General features: G+C 64.1%; 21 protein-coding genes. 13 read left to right on the top strand and 8 right to left on the bottom strand.

What is annotated here, in order from left to right:
• Positions 1-99: 99 nt before the first annotated feature.
• Both Q1W26_RS03020 and hda read right to left on the bottom strand, forming a co-directional pair.
• The gene (locus Q1W26_RS03020; protein ID WP_300435696.1) at positions 100-762 is read right to left on the bottom strand and encodes an HAD family hydrolase; all 663 of its coding nucleotides are present in this window, start codon (positions 760-762) and stop codon (positions 100-102) included.
• A 16-nt stretch (positions 763-778) separates the two neighbouring features.
• On the bottom strand, positions 779-1,459 hold the full coding sequence (hda, locus tag Q1W26_RS03025) for a DnaA regulatory inactivator Hda (protein WP_300435699.1): 681 nt from the start codon (positions 1,457-1,459) through the stop codon (positions 779-781).
• 194 nt (positions 1,460-1,653) lie between these two features.
• Here hda and purM point away from each other — a divergent pair, with 194 nt between their 5' ends.
• Complete coding sequence (gene purM / locus Q1W26_RS03030) at positions 1,654-2,688, top strand: phosphoribosylformylglycinamidine cyclo-ligase (RefSeq protein ID WP_300435701.1); 1,035 nt, start codon at positions 1,654-1,656, stop codon at positions 2,686-2,688.
• A 152-nt stretch (positions 2,689-2,840) separates the two neighbouring features.
• Here purM and Q1W26_RS03035 read toward each other — a convergent pair whose 3' ends face one another.
• Both Q1W26_RS03035 and xseA read right to left on the bottom strand, forming a co-directional pair.
• Positions 2,841-3,428, bottom strand: a complete 588-nt coding sequence (locus tag Q1W26_RS03035; RefSeq protein WP_300435704.1) for a Fe-Mn family superoxide dismutase — start codon at positions 3,426-3,428, stop codon at positions 2,841-2,843.
• 111 nt (positions 3,429-3,539) lie between these two features.
• Positions 3,540-4,919 carry an exodeoxyribonuclease VII large subunit gene (xseA, locus tag Q1W26_RS03040; protein ID WP_300435706.1) on the bottom strand — a complete coding sequence of 460 codons (1,380 nt, stop codon included), beginning with the start codon at positions 4,917-4,919 and terminating at the stop codon, positions 3,540-3,542.
• Positions 4,920-5,217: 298 nt separating this feature from the next.
• Between xseA and Q1W26_RS03045 the strand changes: the two genes are divergently transcribed.
• The 7 genes from Q1W26_RS03045 to Q1W26_RS03075 all read left to right on the top strand — a co-directional run bounded on the left by Q1W26_RS03045 (position 5,218) and on the right by Q1W26_RS03075 (position 10,265).
• Positions 5,218-5,823, top strand: a complete 606-nt coding sequence (locus Q1W26_RS03045; protein WP_300435709.1) for a MotA/TolQ/ExbB proton channel family protein — start codon at positions 5,218-5,220, stop codon at positions 5,821-5,823.
• A 9-nt stretch (positions 5,824-5,832) separates the two neighbouring features.
• Positions 5,833-6,255, top strand: coding sequence for a biopolymer transporter ExbD (locus Q1W26_RS03050; RefSeq protein WP_300435712.1), 423 nt, complete (start codon positions 5,833-5,835; stop codon positions 6,253-6,255).
• 22 nt (positions 6,256-6,277) lie between these two features.
• Positions 6,278-7,288: a tetraacyldisaccharide 4'-kinase gene (gene lpxK, locus Q1W26_RS03055; protein ID WP_300435714.1), complete on the top strand. Its 1,011-nt coding sequence runs from the start codon at positions 6,278-6,280 to the stop codon at positions 7,286-7,288.
• Positions 7,269-7,457, top strand: a complete 189-nt coding sequence (locus tag Q1W26_RS03060) for a Trm112 family protein (protein ID WP_300435716.1) — start codon at positions 7,269-7,271, stop codon at positions 7,455-7,457. The genes lpxK and Q1W26_RS03060 overlap by 20 nt, the downstream gene beginning before the upstream one ends.
• A 2-nt stretch (positions 7,458-7,459) precedes the next feature.
• A complete protein-coding gene (kdsB, locus tag Q1W26_RS03065; RefSeq protein WP_300435718.1) occupies positions 7,460-8,221 on the top strand; it encodes a 3-deoxy-manno-octulosonate cytidylyltransferase in 762 nt (253 codons plus the stop codon).
• Positions 8,222-8,279: 58 nt separating this feature from the next.
• Positions 8,280-8,933, top strand: coding sequence for an adenylate kinase (gene adk, locus Q1W26_RS03070; protein WP_300435721.1), 654 nt, complete (start codon positions 8,280-8,282; stop codon positions 8,931-8,933).
• An 81-nt stretch (positions 8,934-9,014) separates the two neighbouring features.
• The gene (locus Q1W26_RS03075) at positions 9,015-10,265 is read left to right on the top strand and encodes a 6-phosphofructokinase (protein ID WP_300435723.1); all 1,251 of its coding nucleotides are present in this window, start codon (positions 9,015-9,017) and stop codon (positions 10,263-10,265) included.
• A 97-nt stretch (positions 10,266-10,362) separates the two neighbouring features.
• Here Q1W26_RS03075 and Q1W26_RS03080 read toward each other — a convergent pair whose 3' ends face one another.
• Together Q1W26_RS03080 and murJ are read right to left on the bottom strand one after the other, a co-directional pair.
• The gene (locus tag Q1W26_RS03080; RefSeq protein ID WP_300435726.1) at positions 10,363-10,992 is read right to left on the bottom strand and encodes a YbhB/YbcL family Raf kinase inhibitor-like protein; all 630 of its coding nucleotides are present in this window, start codon (positions 10,990-10,992) and stop codon (positions 10,363-10,365) included.
• Positions 10,993-11,043: 51 nt separating this feature from the next.
• Entirely contained in the window at positions 11,044-12,582 is a 1,539-nt protein-coding gene (gene murJ, locus Q1W26_RS03085; protein WP_300435729.1) for a murein biosynthesis integral membrane protein MurJ, read from the bottom strand.
• Between the two features lie 172 nt (positions 12,583-12,754).
• On the opposite strand from murJ, the gene Q1W26_RS03090 reads away from it, so the two are divergent.
• Both Q1W26_RS03090 and tilS read left to right on the top strand, forming a co-directional pair.
• Positions 12,755-13,723, top strand: coding sequence for an acetyl-CoA carboxylase carboxyltransferase subunit alpha (locus Q1W26_RS03090; protein ID WP_300435732.1), 969 nt, complete (start codon positions 12,755-12,757; stop codon positions 13,721-13,723).
• A 55-nt stretch (positions 13,724-13,778) separates the two neighbouring features.
• On the top strand, positions 13,779-15,035 hold the full coding sequence (gene tilS, locus Q1W26_RS03095; protein WP_300435855.1) for a tRNA lysidine(34) synthetase TilS: 1,257 nt from the start codon (positions 13,779-13,781) through the stop codon (positions 15,033-15,035).
• A gap of 5 nt (positions 15,036-15,040) precedes the next feature.
• On the opposite strand, the gene Q1W26_RS03100 is transcribed toward tilS, so the two are convergent.
• Together Q1W26_RS03100 and Q1W26_RS03105 are read right to left on the bottom strand one after the other, a co-directional pair.
• Complete coding sequence (locus tag Q1W26_RS03100; RefSeq protein WP_300435735.1) at positions 15,041-15,658, bottom strand: response regulator; 618 nt, start codon at positions 15,656-15,658, stop codon at positions 15,041-15,043.
• On the bottom strand, positions 15,655-17,685 hold the full coding sequence (locus Q1W26_RS03105) for a PAS domain S-box protein (RefSeq protein ID WP_300435737.1): 2,031 nt from the start codon (positions 17,683-17,685) through the stop codon (positions 15,655-15,657). The genes Q1W26_RS03100 and Q1W26_RS03105 overlap by 4 nt, the downstream gene beginning before the upstream one ends.
• 126 nt (positions 17,686-17,811) lie before the next feature.
• Between Q1W26_RS03105 and Q1W26_RS03110 the strand changes: the two genes are divergently transcribed.
• From Q1W26_RS03110 to Q1W26_RS03120, 3 genes are all read left to right on the top strand, one after another.
• Positions 17,812-18,816, top strand: a complete 1,005-nt coding sequence (locus Q1W26_RS03110) for a TRAP transporter substrate-binding protein (RefSeq protein ID WP_300435740.1) — start codon at positions 17,812-17,814, stop codon at positions 18,814-18,816.
• Positions 18,817-18,901: 85 nt separating this feature from the next.
• Positions 18,902-19,591 carry a TRAP transporter small permease gene (locus tag Q1W26_RS03115; protein WP_300435857.1) on the top strand — a complete coding sequence of 230 codons (690 nt, stop codon included), beginning with the start codon at positions 18,902-18,904 and terminating at the stop codon, positions 19,589-19,591.
• Positions 19,588-20,871, top strand: coding sequence for a TRAP transporter large permease subunit (locus Q1W26_RS03120; RefSeq protein WP_300435743.1), 1,284 nt, complete (start codon positions 19,588-19,590; stop codon positions 20,869-20,871). Before Q1W26_RS03115 ends, Q1W26_RS03120 begins: the two co-directional genes overlap by 4 nt.
• Positions 20,872-20,879 lie beyond the last annotated feature (8 nt).

Below are 20,879 nucleotides of genomic sequence, written 5' to 3' on the forward strand. Positions count from 1 at the left end.
GGCAGCCTCAAACCGCACGGATTCTCCGGGGGCTGCAACGCCGCCAGCCGGGAGTCTGGCTGCCGTGAAAAAGGCCCCGCGGGGCCTTTTTTCGAACTTTCAGCGCAATGAAATTACCGGCCAGCCGTGAGCGCTGGCGTGGGCGCGAAGGGTGTCGTCGGGGTCGACGGCAACCGGGTTTGCCACCTTGTTCATCAGCGGAAGATCGTTGTGGGAGTCGCTGTAAAAGCTGCTCTTCCCGAAGCTCTCCCAGCACAGGCCGAGGCTTTCTAGCCAGGCCTCGACGCGTTCGATCTTGCCGGCCTTGAAGGCCGGGGTGCCGCGGGGCTTGCCGGTGAAAGCGCCGTTTTCCTGGGCCGGAATGGTGGCGACCAGATGCGGAATGCCGAAGGCACGGGCAATCGGGCCGGTGACGAAGCTGTTGGTGGCGGTGACCACGGCGACCACTGCGCCGGATTCCAGCTGCGCCCTGACCAGAGCCTGCGACTTTGCGGTCATCATCGGGTGGATGCGGGTTTCCATGAACTCCCGGTGCCAGGCGTCGAGTTGGGCGCGACTATGGCGGGCCAGCGGCTTGAGCTGAAAATCGAGGAACTCGAAGATGTCGAGGGTGCCGGCCTTGTACTGATCGTAAAAGATCTGGTTGCGGGCTTCATGGACTTCCTTGTCGAGCACGCCCTTGGAAATCAGGAATTGGGCCCACTCGAAGTCCGAGTCGCCGGCGAGCAAGGTGTTGTCCAGGTCGAAGAGTACGAGATCCATCGTTCGTGTTTGCGGCTTATAGGGTGGGGTCGCGCTGCAGGACTTCCCGCAGCAGGGGCAGGGTGATCGGACGCTTGCGCTCGAGGGAAGCCGCATCCAGGGCGTCGAGCGTGCGCAGCAGGCTGGCGAGGTCGCGGCGGCCGTGGCGCAGCAGGTACTGGATGATTTCCGGTTCGAGGCGCAGGCCGCGGGTGCCCGCCTGGGCCTGCAGGATCGCCTCGCAGTCGTCGTCGGTGAGCGATTTGACCTCGAAGATCAGGCTTTGCCCGATGCGCGTGCGCAAATCCTCGCGCAGGGCCAGATGCAGCGGGGCTGCGCCGCCGCTGGTAATCAGCGTCATGCGCTGGCTGCGGGCCGCGTTGAAGGCACGAAAGAGCGCGATCTGGGCGTCGGGGCCGAGGGCTTCCACGTCATCGACTGCAAGCAGCAGGCCGGGCGCTTCGGGGAGGCGGTCGCCCACGTCGGCGGCCTGCAGGTAGCAGGCAGGCCGGCCGGCCTGGGCGGCGGCGGTGACGACGCTTCTCAGCAGGTGGCTGCGGCCGCTGCCCGCGTCACCCCACAGAAAAAGATGCTGCGGCACATCCGCCAGCGGCACCGCCTCGTAGAGGGCTGCGAGGAGGTCGGCGTTGGCGGCTGCGACGAAATTTTCCAGCTTTGGCGGCGCGTCAGCGCGCAGATCGAGGGTGAGTTGCTTCACGCGGTGGTCTGGATGGCACACCCGGCAGGGCGGGCCGTCGACATTTCGGCTAAAATTCGGGTTTGTTTGCACGCAGCTGGCTATAAGCCCCTGCTGCTGCAAGGCCCGTTAATGTAGCCGGTCCCGGCGGGGCGCTCAACCCGATGAGTGCATTCCGGTGGCGGTCGGACGCTTCAAAAGAGATCACAGAACCCATGAGCTCCCTTACTTATCGCGATGCCGGTGTTGATATTGATGCCGGCGATGCACTGGTCGACCGTATCAAGCCCTTTGCCAAGCGCACCATGCGCCCGGAGGTGATGGGCGGCATCGGCGGCTTTGGCGCGCTGTTCGAGATCTCGAAAAAATTCAAGGAGCCGGTGCTTGTATCGGGCACCGACGGCGTGGGCACCAAGCTCAAGCTGGCTTTCCAGCTCAACAAGCACGACACCGTCGGCCAGGATCTGGTGGCGATGAGCGTCAATGACATCCTGGTGCAGGGTGCCGAGCCGCTGTTCTTCCTCGATTACTTCGCCTGCGGCAAGCTCCACGTGGATACCGCCGCCACCGTGGTCGAGGGCATCGCCCGCGGCTGCGAGCTGTCCGGCTGTGCGCTGATCGGCGGCGAAACTGCTGAAATGCCTAGCATGTACCCGGATGGCGAATACGATCTGGCCGGTTTCGCGGTGGGTGCAGTTGAAAAATCGCAGATCATCGACGGCTCCACCATCCGTCCGGGCGACGTGGTGCTCGGCCTGGCTTCCAGCGGCGCGCACTCCAACGGCTACTCGCTGATCCGCAAGGTCATCGAAATCGCCAAGCCCAACCTTGAAGGCGACTTCCACGGCCGCACGCTCAAGGACGTGATCATGGAGCCGACCCGCATCTACGTGAAGTCACTGCTCGCGCTGATGGAAAAGCGCGCCGGCCTGGTCAAGGGCATGGCCCACATCACCGGCGGCGGCCTGCTCGAGAACGTGCCCCGCGTGCTGGCCGACAACCTGACCGCCGTGCTCAAGAAGGACGCGTGGGAAATGCCTTACCTGTTCCAGTGGCTGCAGCACGCCGGCAACGTGGAAGCCCAGGAAATGTACCGCGTCTTCAACTGCGGCATCGGCATGGTGGTGATCGTCGCGAAGGAAGATGCCGAGCTGGCGGCCGAACAACTGCGTGGCACCGGCGAAACCGTGTTCCACCTGGGCACCATCGAGGCCCGTGCCGAAGGTCAGGCGCAGACTGTCGTGGTGTGATGGCCGCCGGGCTCTGCGGCCCCGGCCGTTGATGCAGGTTTGATCAAGGCGGGCCCGTGTGGCCCGCTTTGAATTTTTGCGTCATGAATGAAAAACCCCAGCCAACAGCGAGAACGCCGCTGGCTGGGGTTTTTTAATGCAGGCTCAGGCGATCAGGCGAAATTCGCGGAAGCGAAATCCCAGTTGGCCAGGCTGCTCAGGAAGGTCTCGACGAACTTCGGACGGGCATTGCGGTAGTCGATGTAGTAGGCATGTTCCCACACGTCGATGGTCAGCAGGGGCTTGCCTTCGCCGCTCTTCAGCGGGTTGCCGGCAGCGCCGGTGTTGGCGATGTCGACGGAACCATCGGCCTTCTTCACCAGCCAGGTCCAGCCGGAACCGAAGTTGCCGACAGCGGAGGCCTGGAAGGCCTTCTTGAACTCTTCGAAGGAACCCCACTTGGCGTTGATGGCGTCAGCCAGGGCGCCAGTCGGAGCGCCGCCGCCGTTCGGCTTGAGGCAGCTCCAGAAGAAGGTGTGGTTCCAGACTTGGGCGGCATTGTTGTATACGCCGCCGGCCGGGGCCTTCAGGAAGGTTTCTTCCACGGACAGGTTTTCGTACTCGGTGCCCGGGATGAGGTTGTTCAGGTTGGTGACGTAGGCCTGGTGGTGCTTGCCGTAGTGGTATTCGAAGGTTTCTTCGGAAATGTGCGGAACGAGTGCGTTCTTGGCGTAGGGCAGTTCGGGCAGGGTGTGAGCCATATGTTCTCTCCGTGGGGTTAGGGATTGAAAATTGCCCGACGATTCTAGTCGGGAATAGGTTTTCTATACAACCGGGCGCAGCGCTTTATCCCGCTGCTGCGGCACAGTTTTCTATTCTGCACCGCGTTTAGCCGTTTTGCTCGGCTTGTCTACGGTGGCCTCGATGTGGCCGTTCTGGAATTCGACCTGGATGCGCGCGCCGGCGTCGAGGCTTGCCGCGTCGCGCACGATGCTGCCGCCGGCATTGCGGGTGATGCTGTAGCCGCGCGCCAGCACGCCGCGGGGGTCGAGGTGCGCAAGGTGTTGCCCGATGGCGTCGAGCCGGCTTTGCTGGCGCTGGACAATGCCGTGGGCGGCACGTTCGAGGCGTCCGGCGAGGGTTTCGAGCTGGCCGCGGCGGGCGGAGATGTCCGGACGCCGGGCGGCCAGCCGCAGGCCGAGGGTGAGGGTGCGCGCCTGGCCGGCGGCGAGCTGCTGGTGCGCCCGCGACTGGAGGCGCTGGGCAAGGTTGGTCAGTCGCAGGTAGGCCTGCTCGATGCGTTGCCTGGGGTGGATCAGTCGGGTGGCTGAGCGGTCGAGGCGCTGGGCGGCTGTTTCGAGGCGCCGGTGCATGCCCCGGGCGAGGCGGGCCGAAAGCGCTTGAAGCCGGTCATGCAGGTCGGCGAAGCCGGCGCTGGCGAGTTCGGCCGCTGCGGTGGGTGTGGCGGCCCGCAGGTCGGCGGCGAAATCGGCAATGCTCACGTCGGTTTCGTGGCCGACGCCGACCACCACCGGCAGCAGGCAGGCACGGATGGCGCGGGCGACGGCTTCGTCGTTGAAGGCTGCGAGGTCTTCCAGGCTGCCTCCACCCCGAATCAGGAGCAGCACGTCGTTGCCGTCGGCGAGGGCACGCCGGCTCGCGGTGGCGATGGCGGCCGCGATGCGGGCTGGTGCGCCGTCACCTTGTACCGGGGTTGGATAGAGCGTGATCGGGAGGTGCGGCGCACGTCGGGCGAAGGCTGCGGTGACATCGCGCCAAGCTGCCGCTTGCGGGGACGTGACGACGGCGACGCCGCGCGGGAAGCGGGGCAGGGGGCGTTTGACGGCCGGGTCGAACAGGCCTTCGGCTTCGAGCCGTGACTTGAGGCGTAGGAAGGCTTCGTAGAGGTTGCCGATGCCGGCCTGGCGCACGGCCTCGACACTGAGCTGGTAGTCGCCACGGGGCTCGAAAAGGGTGACGAGGGCACGTACCTCCACCCGCATGCCATGCTCGAGCCGAAAGGGCAGCAGTTGGGCGCGATTACGCCACATGGTGCACCGCACCTGGGCGTCTTCATCCTTGAGCGTGAAGTAAACATGGCCCGAGGCGGCGCGGGTGAGGGTCGAGACCTCGCCGCCGATCCACATGAGCGGAAAGCTGCCCTCCAGCGCCTCGCGGGCTGCGCGGTTGAGCCAGGACACGGAAACGACTTCGCCGGGCTTGACTTCGGCGTTAAAACGGGGGGCATTCATGGGGCTGGATTGTACCGGAATCCACATCCGGGCCTGATCCGCCTCAAAAAATCCCGCGACCGGGCTTGACTTGGGTGAAAAGTTGTAAGTAATTGATTTTAAATGAAAGTAACCTTAGCTTAATTTTTGACCCGAGTAGAAAAAAGCCTTACAGGCTCTGGGTTTAGCGCCCCTGTTTGGCTTTAATCCACAAAGTTATCCACAGATTTTGTGGATTGTCTGGGCTCGCACTTGTGTTGCTCTGAGCCCTGCTCCGGGTTACATTCTTGGGCTTCGTTCGATTCGCAGGAGTTCTCGCGTGTTCGCCATTCTTCAGGCTGCCGGCTGGCCAATCTGGCCTTTGTTGTTTGCTTCAATCGTTGCAGTGGCGCTGATCATCGAGCGACTCATTACACTGCGCCGCAGCAAGATCCTGCCCGAGGGTCTTCTCGAAAAAGTCGTCGGCGAACTTCGCCAGACCGGCGCCACTCCGGAGATGATCAACCGGGTCGCCCTCAGCTCGCCGCTGGGCCGGATCTTCGCTGCCGGCCTGCGCAATGTGCGCAGCCCCCGCGAGGTGATGAAGGAGTCCATCGAGGAAACCGGCCGTGCGGTCAGCCACGACCTGGAGCGTTTTCTGACCACGCTCGGCACCATCGCCTCGATCAGCCCCCTGATGGGCCTGTTCGGCACCGTGGTCGGCATGATCGAAATCTTCGGTTCCCAGACGCCCGGTGGCTCCAACCCGCAGCAGCTCGCTCACGGTATTTCCATTGCGCTCTACAACACCGGTTTTGGTCTTGTGATCGCCATTCCGAGCATGATCTTCTGGCGCCACTTCCGCTCGACCGTGGATGGCCTGATCGTCGAGATGGAGCAGCAGGCGATCCGTCTGGTCGAAGTGGTCCACGGCGACCGTCGCTGAGGCACAACCATGAATTTCGGCCGTGGCCGCTCCCGCGAGGAGCCGGAGATCAACCTGATCCCGATGATCGACGTGTTGCTGGTGATCATCATCTTCCTGATGCTCACCACGACGTATTCCCGCTTTGCCGGGCTTGAAATCAATCTGCCGACGGCGGATGCCACGGCGAGCAACGACAAGCTTGTCGAAGTGAATGTGGCGGTTACGGCAACCGGTGAAGTCGTGATCAACAAGCGCCCGGTTAACGGGGCCGGCATTCCGGCCATTGCCGCAGCCATGCAGGCGGTGGTTCCGGCGGGCGCCAAGGATCCCGTGGTGATCATCAACGCCGACGCCAAGGCCGCCCATCAGCGCGTCATCGACGTGATGCAGGCGGCCCAGCAGGCCGGGCTGGTGCACATTTCCTTCGCCACCCAGGCGGCCCAGCGCTAGTCCTTCTCCCTTTCGAGACGCCATGCCACGTAGCGCCCCCGGGTTCTGGCAGCACCGCGGGGTGGTGGCCTGGAGCCTTTTCCCGCTTTCTCTTGTTTTTGCGTTTCTTGCCGGCCTGCGTCGCCGGCTTTTTGCGCTTGGCTGGCTGAAGTCCGAGCGCCTGCCCGTGCCGGTCATCGTGGTGGGCAACATTGCCGTGGGCGGCAGCGGAAAGACGCCGGTCGCGCTGTGGCTGGCGGCCGAACTGCGCACCTCCGGTCGTCGGCCGGGCATCGTAAGCCGGGGTTACGGCGGATCGATCGAAGGCGTGGCGGGTGTGCCGGCCGGCGGCGATCCGGCCCGCTTTGGTGACGAGCCGGTGTTGATGGCGTCGGTTTCGGGCTGCCCGGTGTTTGTCGGGCGGGATCGTCCTGCGGCCGGTCGGGCCTTGCTGGCCGCCCATCCCGACGTGGACGTTCTGATCGCCGACGACGGCCTGCAGCATTACCGTCTGGCGCGTGACGTGGAACTGGTGGTGGTGGACGAAGCCACGCTGGGCAACCGCCTGCGTCTGCCCGCCGGGCCGCTCAGGGAGGGCGTCGGGCGGCTCGCCGATGCGACGCTGATTTTCGCTCACGGTGAATTTTCCCCGGCGCTGCTGGGTGCGGTCCGGCCGGTGCCGGTGTTCAGTTTCAAGCTTGCAGGCGCTGCCTTCGAGCGCGTCGCAAACCGCTCCGAGCGCTGTGTTGCCGCCGATCTGCGCGGGCGACGCATCCACGCGATGGCCGGTATCGGGCGTCCGGAGCGATTTTTTGCCCAGCTCGAAAGCATGGGGCTTGTCATCGAGCGCCGGCCTTTTGCCGATCATCACGCCTTTACGCCGGCCGATGTGGCGGTGCCGGATGGCGATGTACTTCTGATGACCGAGAAGGATGCGGTAAAATGCGCGCCTTTCGCCCCGGCCGACAGCTGGGTGTGGCCGGTTCGGGCGCAGCTTGCGCCGGGGGCGGCAGAACTGATTGTGGAGAAGATCGATGGACCCCCGACTGCTTGAAATCCTGGTGTGCCCGATTACCAAGGGGCCGCTCGACTTCCACAAAGACAAGCAGGAGCTGTGGAGCGTGAGCGCCCGCCTGGCGTATCCCATTCGTGACGGCATTCCCGTCATGCTCGAAGACGAAGCCCGCGCGCTGACCGACGAAGAAGTCGCCCAGGCGCGCTGAACATGCCTTTCAAGATCGTCATTCCGGCCCGTCATGCGTCGAGCCGACTGCCCGGCAAGCCGCTTCTCGACATCGCCGGCAAGCCGATGATCTTGCGCGTGCTGGAGCGTGCCCTTGATGCGGGTGCAGACGAGGTCTGGGTCGCCACCGATCACCCGGGAATCGCCGGAGTGGTCGAAAAGGCAGGCGGCAAGGTGATCGTTACCTCCGCTGAACATCCTTCCGGCACCGATCGCCTCGCCGAAGTGGCGACGCGTCTGGGCTGGTCCGATGACACCATCGTGGTGAATGTGCAGGGCGACGAGCCGCTGATTCCGCCGCAGCTGATCGACGATGTCGCCGCCAAGCTTGCCGCGGATACCGAGGCGGCGATTGCCACGGCCTGTCATCCGCTCGAATCCGCGGAAGAATTTTTCAATCCGAACGTCGTCAAGCTGGTGATGGACGCCCGCGGCCGGGCGCTGTATTTCTCCCGCGCGGCCATTCCCTGGGCGCGGGACGCCTTCGCCACTGATCGCAGCGCGCTGCCGGCAAACCTGCCGGCTTATCGCCACATCGGCCTTTATGCGTACCGGGCGGGTTTTCTCAAGCGTTATTCCAGTTTGGCGCCCTCACCGCTGGAGCAGTGGGAAGCGCTCGAACAATTGCGGGCCATGGCCCACGGCTATCCGATCCAGGTCATGGTCCTCGACCACGCTCCGCCAGCCGGTGTGGATACGGCGGAGGATCTCGAACGGGTTCGCCGCGTGTTTGACCTGCTGTAAGTTTCACGTTAATTTCATCGTTCATCATTGCAGCCACAATAACCAGAGGAGGGGAAGCATGCGTCTGATTCTGTTGGGACCGCCGGGGGCCGGCAAGGGCACCCAAGCCAATTACATCAAGGAAAAATTTGGGATTCCGCAGATTTCCACCGGCGACATGCTGCGTGCTGCCGTCAAGGCCGGCACTCCGCTGGGGATCGAAGCCAAAAAGGTGATGGATGCCGGTGGCCTCGTTTCCGACGAGATCATCATCGGGCTGGTCAAGGATCGCCTGAAGGATGCCGACTGTCAGTCCGGCTACATGTTCGACGGCTTTCCGCGCACCATTCCGCAAGCCGAAGCCATGAAGGCGGCGGGCGTGCCCATCGATTTCGTGCTTGAAATCGATGTGCCCGACGAAGAAATCATCGGTCGCATGTCCGGTCGCCGTGTGCATGTGGCGTCCGGCCGTACCTACCATGTCAAGTTCAACCCGCCCAAGGTCGAGGGTAAGGACGACGAAACCGGCGAAGCGCTGATCCAGCGCGACGACGACAAGGAAGAGACCGTCAAGAAGCGTCTCGACGTCTACCATTCCCAGACCAAGCCGCTGGTGGCCTACTATTCCGACTGGGCCGCAAACGGCGAGGCGAACGCGCCGAAGTACCGCAAGATTGCGGGCCTTGGCAAGGTCGACGAGATCCGCGACCGGGCGTTCGGCGCGCTGAAGTAAGCGCAGTACGCAAGGCACCGAGGGCCGGCCGTCAAAGCCGGCCCTAATTTTTTGTCGAAGCGTTTTGGATGGGAGCCCGCGATGACAGGAAATCTTCTTTACGCCCAGTCGGGTGGTGTCACGGCCGTCATCAACGCTTCGGCGGCCGGTGTGATCAGCGAGGCGCGGCTGCAGCCCGAGCGCATCGAGCGCGTGCTCGCGGCACGCAACGGCATTCTCGGCGTACTGCGCGAAACCCTCGTCGATACGGCCGCCTTGTCTGGCGCCGATCTTGCACGCCTGCGCACGACCCCGGGCGGTGCCTTCGGTTCATGTCGATTCGATCTCGATCCGGCCGAGAATAATCCGCTCCAGTACGACCGACTCTTCGACGTGCTGGCCGCCCACGATATCCGCTTCTTTCTCTACAACGGCGGCAACGGCTCGATGGAAACCTGCCGCCAGATCCAGAGCGCAGCCGATGCGCGTGGCTATCCGCTTACCGTTGTCGGCGTACCCAAAACTGTGGACAACGACATCGTCGGCACCGATTGTTGTCCGGGTTTTGGCTCTGCGGCCAAGTACCTGGCCACGTCGGTCCGCGAAGTGGGGCTGGACCTTGCCGCCATGACCACCAATGCGGGGCGTGCCTTCGTGCTTGAGGTGATGGGGCGCAACGCCGGCTGGCTGGCGGCGGCCTGCGCGCTGGCCGCCGAGGACGCCGATGCGGCGCCGCACATCATCCTGATGCCCGAAGTGGTTTTCGATGAAACGCGCTTTCTGGCCCGTGTGCAGGCGGTGGTGGAGCGTGTGGGCGCCTGCGCCGTGGTCGTGGCCGAAGGCATTCGCGGGCCGGACGGGCATATCCTCGCCATGCAGGATCGTAACCAGAAAGGTTACGTCCAGCTGGGCGGCGCGGGCGAGGTGGTGGCCGAGCGGATTCACGCCTGCCTTGGCTACAAGGTTCATTACGCGCTGGCGGATTATCTCCAGCGCTCGGCCCGCCACATTGCCTCCAGAACCGACACGGCCCAGGCCTTCGCGGTCGGCAAGGCTGCCGTGCGCCGGGCTGTTGCCGGCCAGCGTGGCGTTGTGGGCATCGAGCGTCTGACAGACGAAGCTTACGTCTGGCGCACCAATCTTTTGCCCTTCGAGCAGGTTGCCAACCTGGAGCGCAGGTTGCCGGCGGAGTTCATCGCCGCCGATGGCTTTGGGGTGACGGAGGCTTTCCGGTGCTGGTGCCGGCCGCTGATTGCCGGCGAAGACTGGCCGCTCTTCAAGGATGGCCTGCCTGATTATCTGCGCCTGCAACTCCCGCTGCTGCCGCCCCGACTGCCGAGCCATTTCCCCTGAGTGGTTTTGCCTTCGCCGTTGCGTATCCCGCAAGGGGCGGTGGCGCAAACAAAAAACCGGGCACTTTACGTTCCCGGTTTTCGGTGGGCTTGCGTGCTCAGGCCGGGACGGAAGGATTCAGGCTGTAGGTGCCGGTGATGCTGGCCTGGGCCAGGATGTGTCCGGCAATGGCTTCGCGGACCTGCTGGCCCGTGAAGTGGCCTTCCACGGCAACGCTCGGCACATCCAGCGCAAAAACGGTGAACACGTAGCGGTGGCGGATCGAGTCGTTCCACGGGGGGCAGGGGCCGTCATAGCCGAAGTAGTCGCCCTTCATCTGCCCGTCGCCTGCGAACCAGCCGGTGTAGTCGTTGATGCCGTGGCGGCTGCCGTCTGCGCGCGCCGGGCCGGGTTTGCCGTTGGCGGTGACGGTTTCGGAGTGCGAGCCGGCGGCAATGTTGTTCGCGTCGGCCGGCAGGTCGACCAGAACCCAGTGGAAGAAGTCCACCCGTGGCAGATCGGCCGGCACGCTGCGGCCTTCCTGGTTGACGTCGTCGCCGCGACTGGGCACGTCAGGGTCATGGCAGATCAGGGCGAAGGACTGCGTGCCGGCGGGCGCGCCGGTCCAGGCGAGCTGGGGATTGCGATTGCTGCCGAGCGCCACGTGGCCCTCGGCCGCCGGGATGCAGAAGGCGAACTCGCCCGGAATCGGGCTGCCGTCGGAAAAGCTCTGGCTGGTCAGTTGCATGCTGGTGTCTCCGCTGGGATGTCCGGAGATTCTAGCTAAATTCGGGCGGGCTCAGCTGGCGCCGCGGCGGCGGAAGTCGGTGACCCGGAAACCGAGAACAAACAGCGTTGCGAAATAGATGGCCATGCCACCGACCACCAGCAGGCACAGGCGGATAACCCGTTCGGCGCCGGACGCGTGAAGCCACAGGCTGTCGGCGCCCGCCGAGAACCAGACGGCCACGCCAAGCACCGCCATCGCGACCAGCAGCTTGCCGGTGAACAGCGCCCAGCCCGGCTGGGGCTGGTAGATGCCGCGCTTGCGCAGGCCGAAGTAGAGCATGCCCGCATTGACGCAGGAGGCAAGGCCGATGGAAAGGGCCAGGCCGGCGTGCTGCAGCGGGCCGATGAAGACGAGGTTCATCAGCTGGGTGACCGTCAGGGTGATCAGCGCAAATTTGACCGGCGTGCGAATGTCCTGACGGGCGTAGAACGCCGGGGCCAGCACCTTGACCAGAATCAGCCCGGCAAGGCCGATGCTGTAGGCAATCAGCGCGGTGCGGGTCTGGTAAACATCGCTGACGCCGAAGGCGCCGTGGTGGAAGAGGGTGGTGACCAGCGGAACCGCCAGCAGGGCCAGGCCGAGGGCGGCCGGCAGGGTCAGCATCAGCGTGAGGCGCAGGCCCCAGTCGAGCAGGCTGGAGAATTCGACCGGGTTTTTGTCGGCGTGCATCTTGGAGAGGCTCGGCAGCAGGATCGTGCCAAGAGCTACGCCGAGCATGCCGGCCGGAAACTCCATGAGACGGTCGGCGTAGTACAGCCACGACACGCTGCCGCTGGGCAAAAACGATGCGAAGACAGTGTTGATCAGGAGCGAAATCTGGCCCACCGATACGCCCAGGATGGCCGGCGCCATGAGCTTGAGGATGCGCCGTACGCCGGGATCGGAAAAATCGAGGGAGAAGCGCGGCAGCATGCCGATATTCGCAAGCGGGCGCAGCTGCAACGCGAGCTGGGCCAGCCCGCCGATGAACACCGCCCAGCCGAGGGCCAGCACTGGCGGATCGAAATACGGGGCGGCCAGTAGCGCCATGCCGATGAACGAGAGGTTCAGCAGCACGGGCGTGAAGGCCGGAATCGCAAAGCGGCTCCAGGTATTGAGCACGCCGCCGGCCAGGGCTACCAGCGACATGAAGAAAATGTAGGGGAAGGTGATGCGGGTGAGCTGGACGGTAAGCTCGAACTTGCTGGCGTCGGCGGAAAAGCCCGGTGCGGTGGCGTAGATGATCAGCGGGGAGGCGATGGTGCCGAGAATGGAAACCAGCAGCACGGCCAGACCGAGGGCACTGGCCACGTGGTTGACCAGGCGGTGGGTTTCTTCCTCACCGCGTTTGTTCTTGTACTCGGCCAGAATGGGCACGAACGCCTGCGAAAATGCGCCTTCGGCAAACATCCGGCGCAGCAGGTTGGGCAGGCGGAAGGCGACGAAGAACGCGTCGGTTTCCACGCCGGCTCCGAAGGCGCGGGCAACCACGAAGTCGCGCACGAAACCGAGTATTCGCGACAGCAGGGTCATGCCGCTGACGGTGGCGAGGGCGCGCAGAAGATTCATCGAAGCCATAGGGAAGCCGGTAGGAAGAACGCAAAAAGGGTCCACTTTAGCGGCTTGTTGCGCGATGCAGCAATGCGATTTGCCTGCCGGATGTGCGCCATTGCCTGCCCGTCGGGCGAGTTTTGAAGCGATGGGGTAAAATGGCGCAAATTTTTTTGAGTCTTGACCCCCAATGAAAACGACGTTCCTGGATTTTGAGCAGCCCATCGCGGAGCTCGAGGCAAAGATCGAAGAACTGCGCTTTGTGCAGGATGACTCGGCGGTGGACATCTCCGAGGAGATTGCCCGTCTGGAACAGAAGAACTACGGGCTGACCAAGGACATCTACGCCAAGCTCTCGCCCTGGCAGTGCGCTCTGGTGGCGCGCCACCCGCAGCGGCCCTACACGCTCGATTACGTGGAGCACATCTTCACCGACTTCGAGGAGCTGCACGGAGACCGCAGCTTTGCCGACGACAAGGCCATCGTTGGCGGTCTGGCCCGCTTCAACGGCCAGCCGTGCATGGTCATCGGCCACCAGAAGGGGCGTGACACCAAGGAAAAGATCTTCCGCAACTTCGGCATGCCGCGCCCCGAGGGCTATCGCAAGGCGCTGCGCATGATGCGCCTGGCCGAGAAGTTCGGCCTGCCGGTGTTTACCTTTGTGGATACGCCGGGTGCCTATCCGGGCATCGATGCCGAAGAGCGCGGCCAGTCCGAGGCCATCGGCCACAACCTGTTCGAAATGACCGAACTGAAGGTGCCGCTGATCTGCACCATCATCGGTGAAGGCGGCTCGGGTGGTGCGCTGGCGATTGCCGTCGGCGACCAGTTGCTGATGCTCCAGTATTCCACTTACTCGGTGATTTCGCCGGAAGGTTGTGCGTCCATCCTCTGGAAGAGCGCCGACCGGGCTCCCGACGCGGCCGAGACGATGGGCATCACGGCCGGCCGTCTGAAGTCGCTGGGCCTTGTGGACAAAGTGATCAGCGAACCCGTGGGTGGCGCCCACCGGGATCATCGCGCAATGGCCCAGAGCCTCAAGCGCGCACTGCAGGACGCCCTTCGCCAGGTCAGCGACCTGTCGACTTCCGAGCTGCTTGAACGGCGTTTCGAGCGCCTCATGAGCTACGGAAAATTCAAGGAAATTGCGGTCGACTGACCTGCTTTTGCACGTAGCGCGGAGCTGGCGGCAACTGCCGTCGCCCGCCCGGCGTGTGCGGGCCGGCCTTTCCGGCGGGCTCGATTCCACGGTTCTACTCCATGTGCTGGCCTGTTTGCGACCCCTGTTGGGGTTTGAACTGGCGGCATGTCATGTGCGCCACGGCCTCGTTTCCGGTTCGGAAGCCTGGGCCGACGTCTGCCGCGCGCTGTGCGATCAACTCGAAGTGCCACTTGCCGTCTGCGATGTGCAGGTCGACCGCCGCCATTCCGGTGGCCTGGAGGCCGCAGCGCGGGAAGCGCGACGTGCGGCGCTGCTGGGTTTTGGCGACGACTGGCTAGCGCTGGCCCATCATCGGGACGACCAGGCCGAAACCGTGTTGTTCCGGGCGATTCGCGGCACCGGCGTGCGCGGTGCCGGCGGCATGCGCGCGGCAGTGCCGGGACGGGGTGCCGCCGGCGTGTGGCGCCCCTTGCTGGACGTGTCGCGGCACGAACTCCTGGCCTATGCGAAGGCCCGCGGGCTGGCGTGGATAGAAGATCCGAGCAACGCTGACAGTCGTTTTTCCCGCAATTTCCTGCGTAAGGACATCATGCCTGCCATCGAGGAGCGCTTTCCCGGTGCCTCCGCGGGGCTGGCGCGGCTTGGTCGCTTGTGCGATGAGGCCTCCGTGCTGCTCGACGATCTGGCAGCCGGCGATCTGGCCGCGCTGGCCCTGCCCGGATCGGCCCGCTTCCGGCGGACTGCCGCCCTGCAGCTTTCGTCTCCCCGCCTGCGCAATGCGATGCGCCACCTGCTGGCCGGCTCCGGCGAGCCGATGCCCGATGAGGACCGCCTGCGCGAGACCGAACGACAGTTTCGCCTTGATGACGCGGGCGCCGGTTTGCGCCTGCCATTTGGCAGGGTGGCCCTGTGCGTTTATCGGGATGCCTGGTGGCTGGAGCCGCTGAGCGCCGAGGGCGCACCGGATTGTGTCGCGTGGAGCGGCGAGTCGTCGGTAGGCTGGGCCGGCGGGACGGTCGCGTTCGGGGAGGCGACGGGAGAAGGGCTTGCGGCAAGGCTGATCGCCGGCCAGCCTTGCGAACTGCGCTGCCGCAGAGGGGGCGAGCGCCTGCGTCTCCATGCGCGCGGCACCTCACGGACGCTCAAGAACCTTCTTCAGGAAGCCGGCGTGCCGCCCTGGTTGCGCAGCCACCTGCCGCTGCTGTGGATTGGCGGGCGGCTGGCGTGGGTTGGCGGTGTGGGGGTGGCAGACGAGTTCCGTTGCCCGCCGGGCGAGGCGGGCGTGATGCCGGTCTGGTCCTGTTTTTAGGCGCGTCAGTCGCGACCCGGCGCGAGTAGCTGCGCCAGTTCGACCGCCGAGCGCACGCCCATTTTCTCGAACACCCGCGAACGGTGCACTTCCACGGTGCGCATCGAGATGTTCAGTTCGTCGGCGATGACCTTGTTGAACTTGCCGACCAGCACCAGTTGCATCACTTCCTGCTCGCGGGGGGTGAGCTGGGCGAGGAGGCCGGCGACGTTGGCCTGGGTTTCCTGGTTGGCCTGGCGGCGTGCGTTGGATTCCAGCGCCCGGATCACCACATCGACCAGCGCGTTGTCGTCGAAGGGTTTTTCGAGGAAGTCGAACGCACCTTTCTTGAGCGCACCGACGGCCATCGGCACGTCACCGTGGCCGGTCAGGAAGATGACCGGCAGGGTGTTGCCCCGTTCGAGCAGGGCGTCGAAGCATTCAAGGCCGCTCATCTCGCGCATGCGGATGTCCAGCACGATGCAGCCGCGCCAGTCGGGCTGCCATGCAGCGAGAAAATCCTCGGCCGACGGCCAGGCCCGGGATTCGACCTTGCGGGTGCGGAACAGCCAGCTGAGGGCGTCGCGGATGGCTTCGTCGTCATCGACAATGTGGGCAAATGGCGTGGCGAGGGACGGGCTCATGATTGGGTGACGGGCAGCGAGAAGTTGAAAATCGTACCACCGCCCGGCCGGGCTTCGAAGGCGAGGCGGCCGCGGTGGAGTTCGGCGATGGAGCGGCAGATGTTGAGGCCCATGCCCATGCCTTCTTCCTTGGTGGTGAAGAAGGGCGCAAAGAGCTTTTCGGCCACTTCGGGCGGGATGCCCTGGCCTCGGTCGGCAACCGTGAAGATCAGCATGCCTTCGTGCTCGCGGGTGGTCAGCTGCAGCCGGCGCTCGCTGCGGGGCGTGCTGGACATGGCGTCCATGCCGTTCCTGATCAGGTTGACGGCCACCTGCTCGATCATCACCGGATCGGCGAGGATGGGCGGCAGGGCTTCGGCGAGATCGAGATCGATGGCCACGCCGCGGCGCTCGGCGTCGGGCTCCACCAGCCCGACCGATTCGCGGATGATGGCGTCGAGATCCACCGTTTCGAACTTGGGTTCGCTGCGCCGCACAAAGGCGTGCACCCGGCGGATGATCTGGCCGGTGCGCTGGGCCTGCTTGCCGATCTTGTGGAGCACGCCGGTGAGCTCGGTTTGCGACAGGTCGCCGTGCTCGATCATGTTGAGGCAGCCGGTGTTGTAGCTGGAAATTGCGGCCAGCGGCTGGTTGAGTTCGTGGGCGAGGGTCGAGGCCATTTCGCCCATCGTGACCAGGCGCGCGGTGGCCTGCAGGCGCTCTTGCTGCTGGCGGGCGAGTTCCTGGGTGCGCTTCTGTTCGGAGACATCCACCATCGAGCCCATCCATCCGATCTGGCGGCCGTTGGCGTCGATCAGCGGCGCCTCGATCAGCAGCGCGTCGAAGCGCTCGCCGTCACGGCGCATCAGGCGGATTTCCACGCCCTGCGACGGGGCGTTGCCGCCGAGGATCATCGAGTGCACTTCGTAGGTACGGTCGAGCGCTTCGGGCGCCCAGTAGGGCATGGGCGGCATCAGGCCGACGAGTTCCTCGGCGCTCCAGCCGACCATGCGGCAGAAGGCCGGGTTGACGTAGGTGATGCGGCCCTGCATGTCGCGGGCGCGCATGCCGGTGTTGAGCGAATCCTCCATCGCCTTTCGAAAGGCGTGTTCGCTGCCCAGCGCCTGTTCGGCAGCCTGCCGGCGCTGCATGTGCCGGCGCAGTTGCCACAGGCTCCAGACAATCGCAGCGGCAAGCACGCCGAGGGAGCTCATCAGCAGCAGCGAAATCCAGCGCACTTCGCTTTTGTAGGCGGTGATGACCAGGTTGAGCCCGTGGCCGGGCGGCTCGAAGGGGATTTCGTAAGCCAGCGTCGATACCGGCGAAACCTTCGACCTGGCGGCGATCTCGGTGCCCAGGTTGTTGGTGACCGATACCCGGTAGCGCTCCGAAAACCACCACGGAACCTGCCTCGCCAGCATCTCGTTGACGGAATACACGCCGACTACCGAGCCCACGTAACGCCCGCCTTCGAAGATCGGCACGTGCACCTCGAACTGGGTCTGGTTGTCGATGACCGCGTAGGCATCGCTATAAACCGGCCGGCCAAGAGACCGGGACAGGCGGTAGGCGGCGCTGGACGGAAAGACGCCGGTGGCTTCGCCGACCAGGTGGCTGTCGGTGTAGGGCGGTTCGGCCCCCTTGACCTTGCCGCCCGCGTCGAGCCACAGGATGCGGATCAGCCCGCTTTCCGGGTCGAGGGCGCGCTTGAGGCGGGCCTGGGTGGTGCCCTCGTTGGGGGCGTGGGCGCCGTTGCCAGCCAGCAGGTTCGGGCCCAGCTGGCTGAGCTGCGCGTCGTTGCGCTCGAACTGGAAGGAGAGGTTCTGCTCCATCCACAGCACGTCGTTGATCAGCGTGGCGCGCTGCTCTTCGGCGTCTTGGCGGTGGGTGAGCCACAGCAGGGCCGCCATCGTGGCGATGAACAGCGTCACGGCAGCGTAGGGCAGGCTCCAGTACCAGCGTGGTGGTGCTGCGGTCGGGGTAGGCAAAGGGTTGAGGATCACGGGTTGGGGGACTTCCTTATCGCTGCTCTGGAGCGGTGCGACCATCCGCTCTTTCCACACTGCGGATAACCACAATTGAAGACCATCTTGCGACTTTCGATACTGCAAGCGCAATCTGTTAAGTGATCGCCCGATAAAAAAATTCAATGAGTTCCTGTTGAGGAGACAAAAATGAAAATTCGCACCGCATTGTTCAGCCTTGCCGCCCTGGGTTTGTGCAGCACCGCATTGGCCCAGGCGCCGATCGTCATCAAGTTCAGCCACGTGGTGGCGGCCGACACGCCCAAGGGCAAGGCCTCGGAGTTTTTCAAGAAACGCGCCGAAGAGCTGACCAAGGGGAAGGTCAAGGTCGAGGTCTACGCCAACAGCGCACTCTACAAGGACAAGGAAGAACTGGAGGCCCTGCAGTTGGGCGCCGTGCAGATGCTGGCCCCGTCGCTGGCCAAGTTCGGCCCGCTGGGGGTGAAGGAGTTCGAGGTTTTCGATCTGCCCTACATTTTTGACGATTACACCGAACTGCACCGCATCACCCAGGGGCCGGTCGGCGCCAGCATTCTGAAGAAGCTGGAGCCCAAGGGCATTGTCGGGCTTTCGTACTGGGACAACGGCTTCAAGTCATTCTCGGCCAACACCCCGATCCGCACCCCTGCCGATCTGAAAGCCAAGAAGCTGCGCATCCAGTCCTCCAAGGTACTGGAAGAGGAAATCCGTGGCCTCGGCGGCATGCCGCAGGTGATGGCCTTCTCGGAGGTTTACCAGGCGCTGCAGACGGGCGTTGTGGATGGCACCGAAAACCCGCACTCCAACATGTACACCCAGAAAATGCATGAGGTGCAGAAGCATCTGACGGTGACCGATCACGGCTACCTGGGTTACGCGGTCATCGCCAACAAGAAGTTCTGGGACGGCCTGCCCGGCGAGGTGCGCGGTCAGCTCGAACAGGCGATGAAGGAGTCCACGGTTTTCGCCAACAAGATTGCCCAGGAAGAAAACGACAAGTCCCTCGAGGCCATCAAGAAGAGTGGCAAGACCCAGGTCTATGTGCCGACAAAGGATGAAAAGCTGGCCTTCAAGAAGGCGATGCTGCCGGTTCATCAGAAGATGGAAGGCCGTATCGGCAAGGATCTGATCCAGTCCATCTACAAGGAAACCGGCTTCGATCCCGCGAAGCTGTAAATCCCGCCCGGTTTTCTCTGCCCATCGTGTCCGCCGTTGCGCCATGCGCTGCGGTGCGACCGGTCGCAACCTTTTGCGAGGCTGAATCATGAAAATACTCGATCACCTGGAGGAGTGGATCATCACCCTCCTGATGGGCGGCGCCACGGCCATCATCTTTTTGTCCGTGATGCACCGCTACCTGGCCGGCGTCAGCATTCCCGGCCTTCAGGACTGGCTGCTGTCCCTCAATTTCAGCTGGGCCCAGGAGCTCTGCATCATCATGTTCGTATGGATGGCCAAGTTCGGCGCTGCCTATGGCGTGCGTACCGGTATCCACGTGGGCGTCGATGTGCTCATCAACCGCCTCTCCGACCGTAGCCGGGCGAAGTTCATCATTTTCGGCCTGCTGGCCGGCGCGTTGTTTACTGGCGTTGTCGCCACCCTTGGCGCCCATTTTGTCTGGGAGAACGGTGCCCACTACGCCTTTCTGCAGATGACCGGTGCCGAGATCGGAGAGGTGCCCGAAGGCCCGACCACGCCGGACCTCGAATGGCCGACCTGGATGGTTTACAGCGCCATTCCGCTGGGCTCCAGCCTGATGTGCTTCCGCTTCCTGCAGGTGGCGCTGAATTTCGTCCGCACCGGCGAACTTCCGCACCATGATCACGGACACGTGGATGGCCTTGACGAAGTGCTGCCGGTGGATGCGGACGTTTACGGCATGGACGACAACCTGCACATGCACGACCTCAAGCACACCCCGCTGGGTGGCAAGAAGGGAGGCCGCAAATGAACGCCGCAATCATCTTCGGCATCCTCCTGTTGCTGATGCTGACAGGCATGCCGATATCCATCTCGCTCGGCCTCACCGTGCTGAGCTTCCTGTTCACCATGACCGAGGTGCCCCTCGAATCGGTAGCGCTCAAGCTGTTCACCGGCATCGAGAAGTTCGAAATCATGGCGATTCCGTTCTTCATCCTGGCCGGCAATTTCCTCACCCACGGCGGGGTGGCCAAGCGGATGATCAACTTTGCCACCAGCATGGTCGGACACTGGTACGGCGGCCTGGGCCTTGCGGGTGTGATGGCCTGTGCGCTGTTCGCCGCGGTGTCCGGCTCGTCGCCGGCAACGGTGGTGGCGATCGGTTCGATCCTGCTGCCGGCGATGGTGCGGGCGGGTTTTCCGAACAAATTCGGCGCCGGCATCATCACCACGGCAGGTGCGCTGGGCATCCTGATCCCGCCCTCCATCGTCATGGTGATGTATTCGGTGGCCACCAATACATCGGTGGGCGCGCTGTTCATGGCCGGCGTGGTGCCCGGTCTGGCGCTGGCGGCAACGCTGGGTGGCGTGACCTGGTATCGCGCCCGCAAGTTCGACTACCCGCGCCAGCCGAAGGCAAGCACCGCCGAGCGGCTCAAGGCCTTCCGGGAGTCGGTGTGGGGTTTGCTGCTGATCGTCGTGGTGATGGGCGGGATTTACACCGGCATGTTCACCCCGACCGAAGCGGCCGCGATGAGTGCGATGTATGCCTTCTTCGTCGCGGTGTTCGTGTATCGCGACATGCCACTGCGTGACGTGCCGAAGGTGCTGCTCAACTCCGCCAACATGTCGGCGATGTTGCTCTACATCATCACCAATGCGGTGCTGTTCTCTTTCATCATGACCAACGAGAACATCCCGCAGGCGCTGGCCGAATGGATGCTGGGCAACGGCCTGGGGGTGATCGCCTTCCTGCTGGCGGTGAACGTGCTGCTGCTTCTGGCGGGCAACTTCATGGAGCCGTCCAGCATCGTGCTGATCTTCGCGCCGATCCTGTTCCCGGTGGCGATGAAGCTGGGCATCGACCCGGTGCACTTCGGCATCATCATGGTGGTGAATATGGAGGTCGGCATGTGCCATCCGCCGGTGGGCCTCAACCTTTACGTGGCCTCGGGCATCACCAAGATGGGCATTACCGAGCTTACCGTGGCGGTGTGGCCGTGGCTGCTGTCGATGCTGGTTTTCCTGGGCCTTGTCACCTATTGGCCGGGTCTGTCCTTGTGGTTCCCGCGCATGCTCGGGATGTTGTAAGGGTCTTT

The sequence above is a fragment of the Zoogloea sp. genome (assembly GCF_030157465.1).
Taxonomy (GTDB): domain Bacteria; phylum Pseudomonadota; class Gammaproteobacteria; order Burkholderiales; family Rhodocyclaceae; genus Zoogloea.

Excerpts from the sequence above, each read along its gene's own strand:
- Q1W26_RS03060 (WP_300435716.1), top strand. The coding sequence starts at position 7,269 with ATGGACCCCCGACTGCTTGAAATCCTGGTGTGCCCGATTACCAAGGGG.
- Q1W26_RS03075 (WP_300435723.1), top strand. The coding sequence starts at position 9,015 with ATGACAGGAAATCTTCTTTACGCCCAGTCGGGTGGTGTCACGGCCGTC.
- Q1W26_RS03020 (WP_300435696.1), bottom strand. The coding sequence starts at position 762 with ATGGATCTCGTACTCTTCGACCTGGACAACACCTTGCTCGCCGGCGAC.
- Q1W26_RS03090 (WP_300435732.1), top strand. The coding sequence starts at position 12,755 with ATGAAAACGACGTTCCTGGATTTTGAGCAGCCCATCGCGGAGCTCGAG.
- Q1W26_RS03100 (WP_300435735.1), bottom strand. The coding sequence starts at position 15,658 with ATGAGCCCGTCCCTCGCCACGCCATTTGCCCACATTGTCGATGACGAC.
- xseA (WP_300435706.1), bottom strand. The coding sequence starts at position 4,919 with ATGAATGCCCCCCGTTTTAACGCCGAAGTCAAGCCCGGCGAAGTCGTT.
- purM (WP_300435701.1), top strand. The coding sequence starts at position 1,654 with ATGAGCTCCCTTACTTATCGCGATGCCGGTGTTGATATTGATGCCGGC.
- Q1W26_RS03050 (WP_300435712.1), top strand. The coding sequence starts at position 5,833 with ATGAATTTCGGCCGTGGCCGCTCCCGCGAGGAGCCGGAGATCAACCTG.
- Q1W26_RS03080 (WP_300435726.1), bottom strand. The coding sequence starts at position 10,992 with ATGCAACTGACCAGCCAGAGCTTTTCCGACGGCAGCCCGATTCCGGGC.
- adk (WP_300435721.1), top strand. The coding sequence starts at position 8,280 with ATGCGTCTGATTCTGTTGGGACCGCCGGGGGCCGGCAAGGGCACCCAA.
- Q1W26_RS03035 (WP_300435704.1), bottom strand. The coding sequence starts at position 3,428 with ATGGCTCACACCCTGCCCGAACTGCCCTACGCCAAGAACGCACTCGTT.
- Q1W26_RS03110 (WP_300435740.1), top strand. The coding sequence starts at position 17,812 with ATGAAAATTCGCACCGCATTGTTCAGCCTTGCCGCCCTGGGTTTGTGC.
- lpxK (WP_300435714.1), top strand. The coding sequence starts at position 6,278 with ATGCCACGTAGCGCCCCCGGGTTCTGGCAGCACCGCGGGGTGGTGGCC.
- murJ (WP_300435729.1), bottom strand. The coding sequence starts at position 12,582 with ATGAATCTTCTGCGCGCCCTCGCCACCGTCAGCGGCATGACCCTGCTG.
- Q1W26_RS03120 (WP_300435743.1), top strand. The coding sequence starts at position 19,588 with ATGAACGCCGCAATCATCTTCGGCATCCTCCTGTTGCTGATGCTGACA.
- kdsB (WP_300435718.1), top strand. The coding sequence starts at position 7,460 with ATGCCTTTCAAGATCGTCATTCCGGCCCGTCATGCGTCGAGCCGACTG.
- Q1W26_RS03105 (WP_300435737.1), bottom strand. The coding sequence starts at position 17,685 with ATGGTCGCACCGCTCCAGAGCAGCGATAAGGAAGTCCCCCAACCCGTG.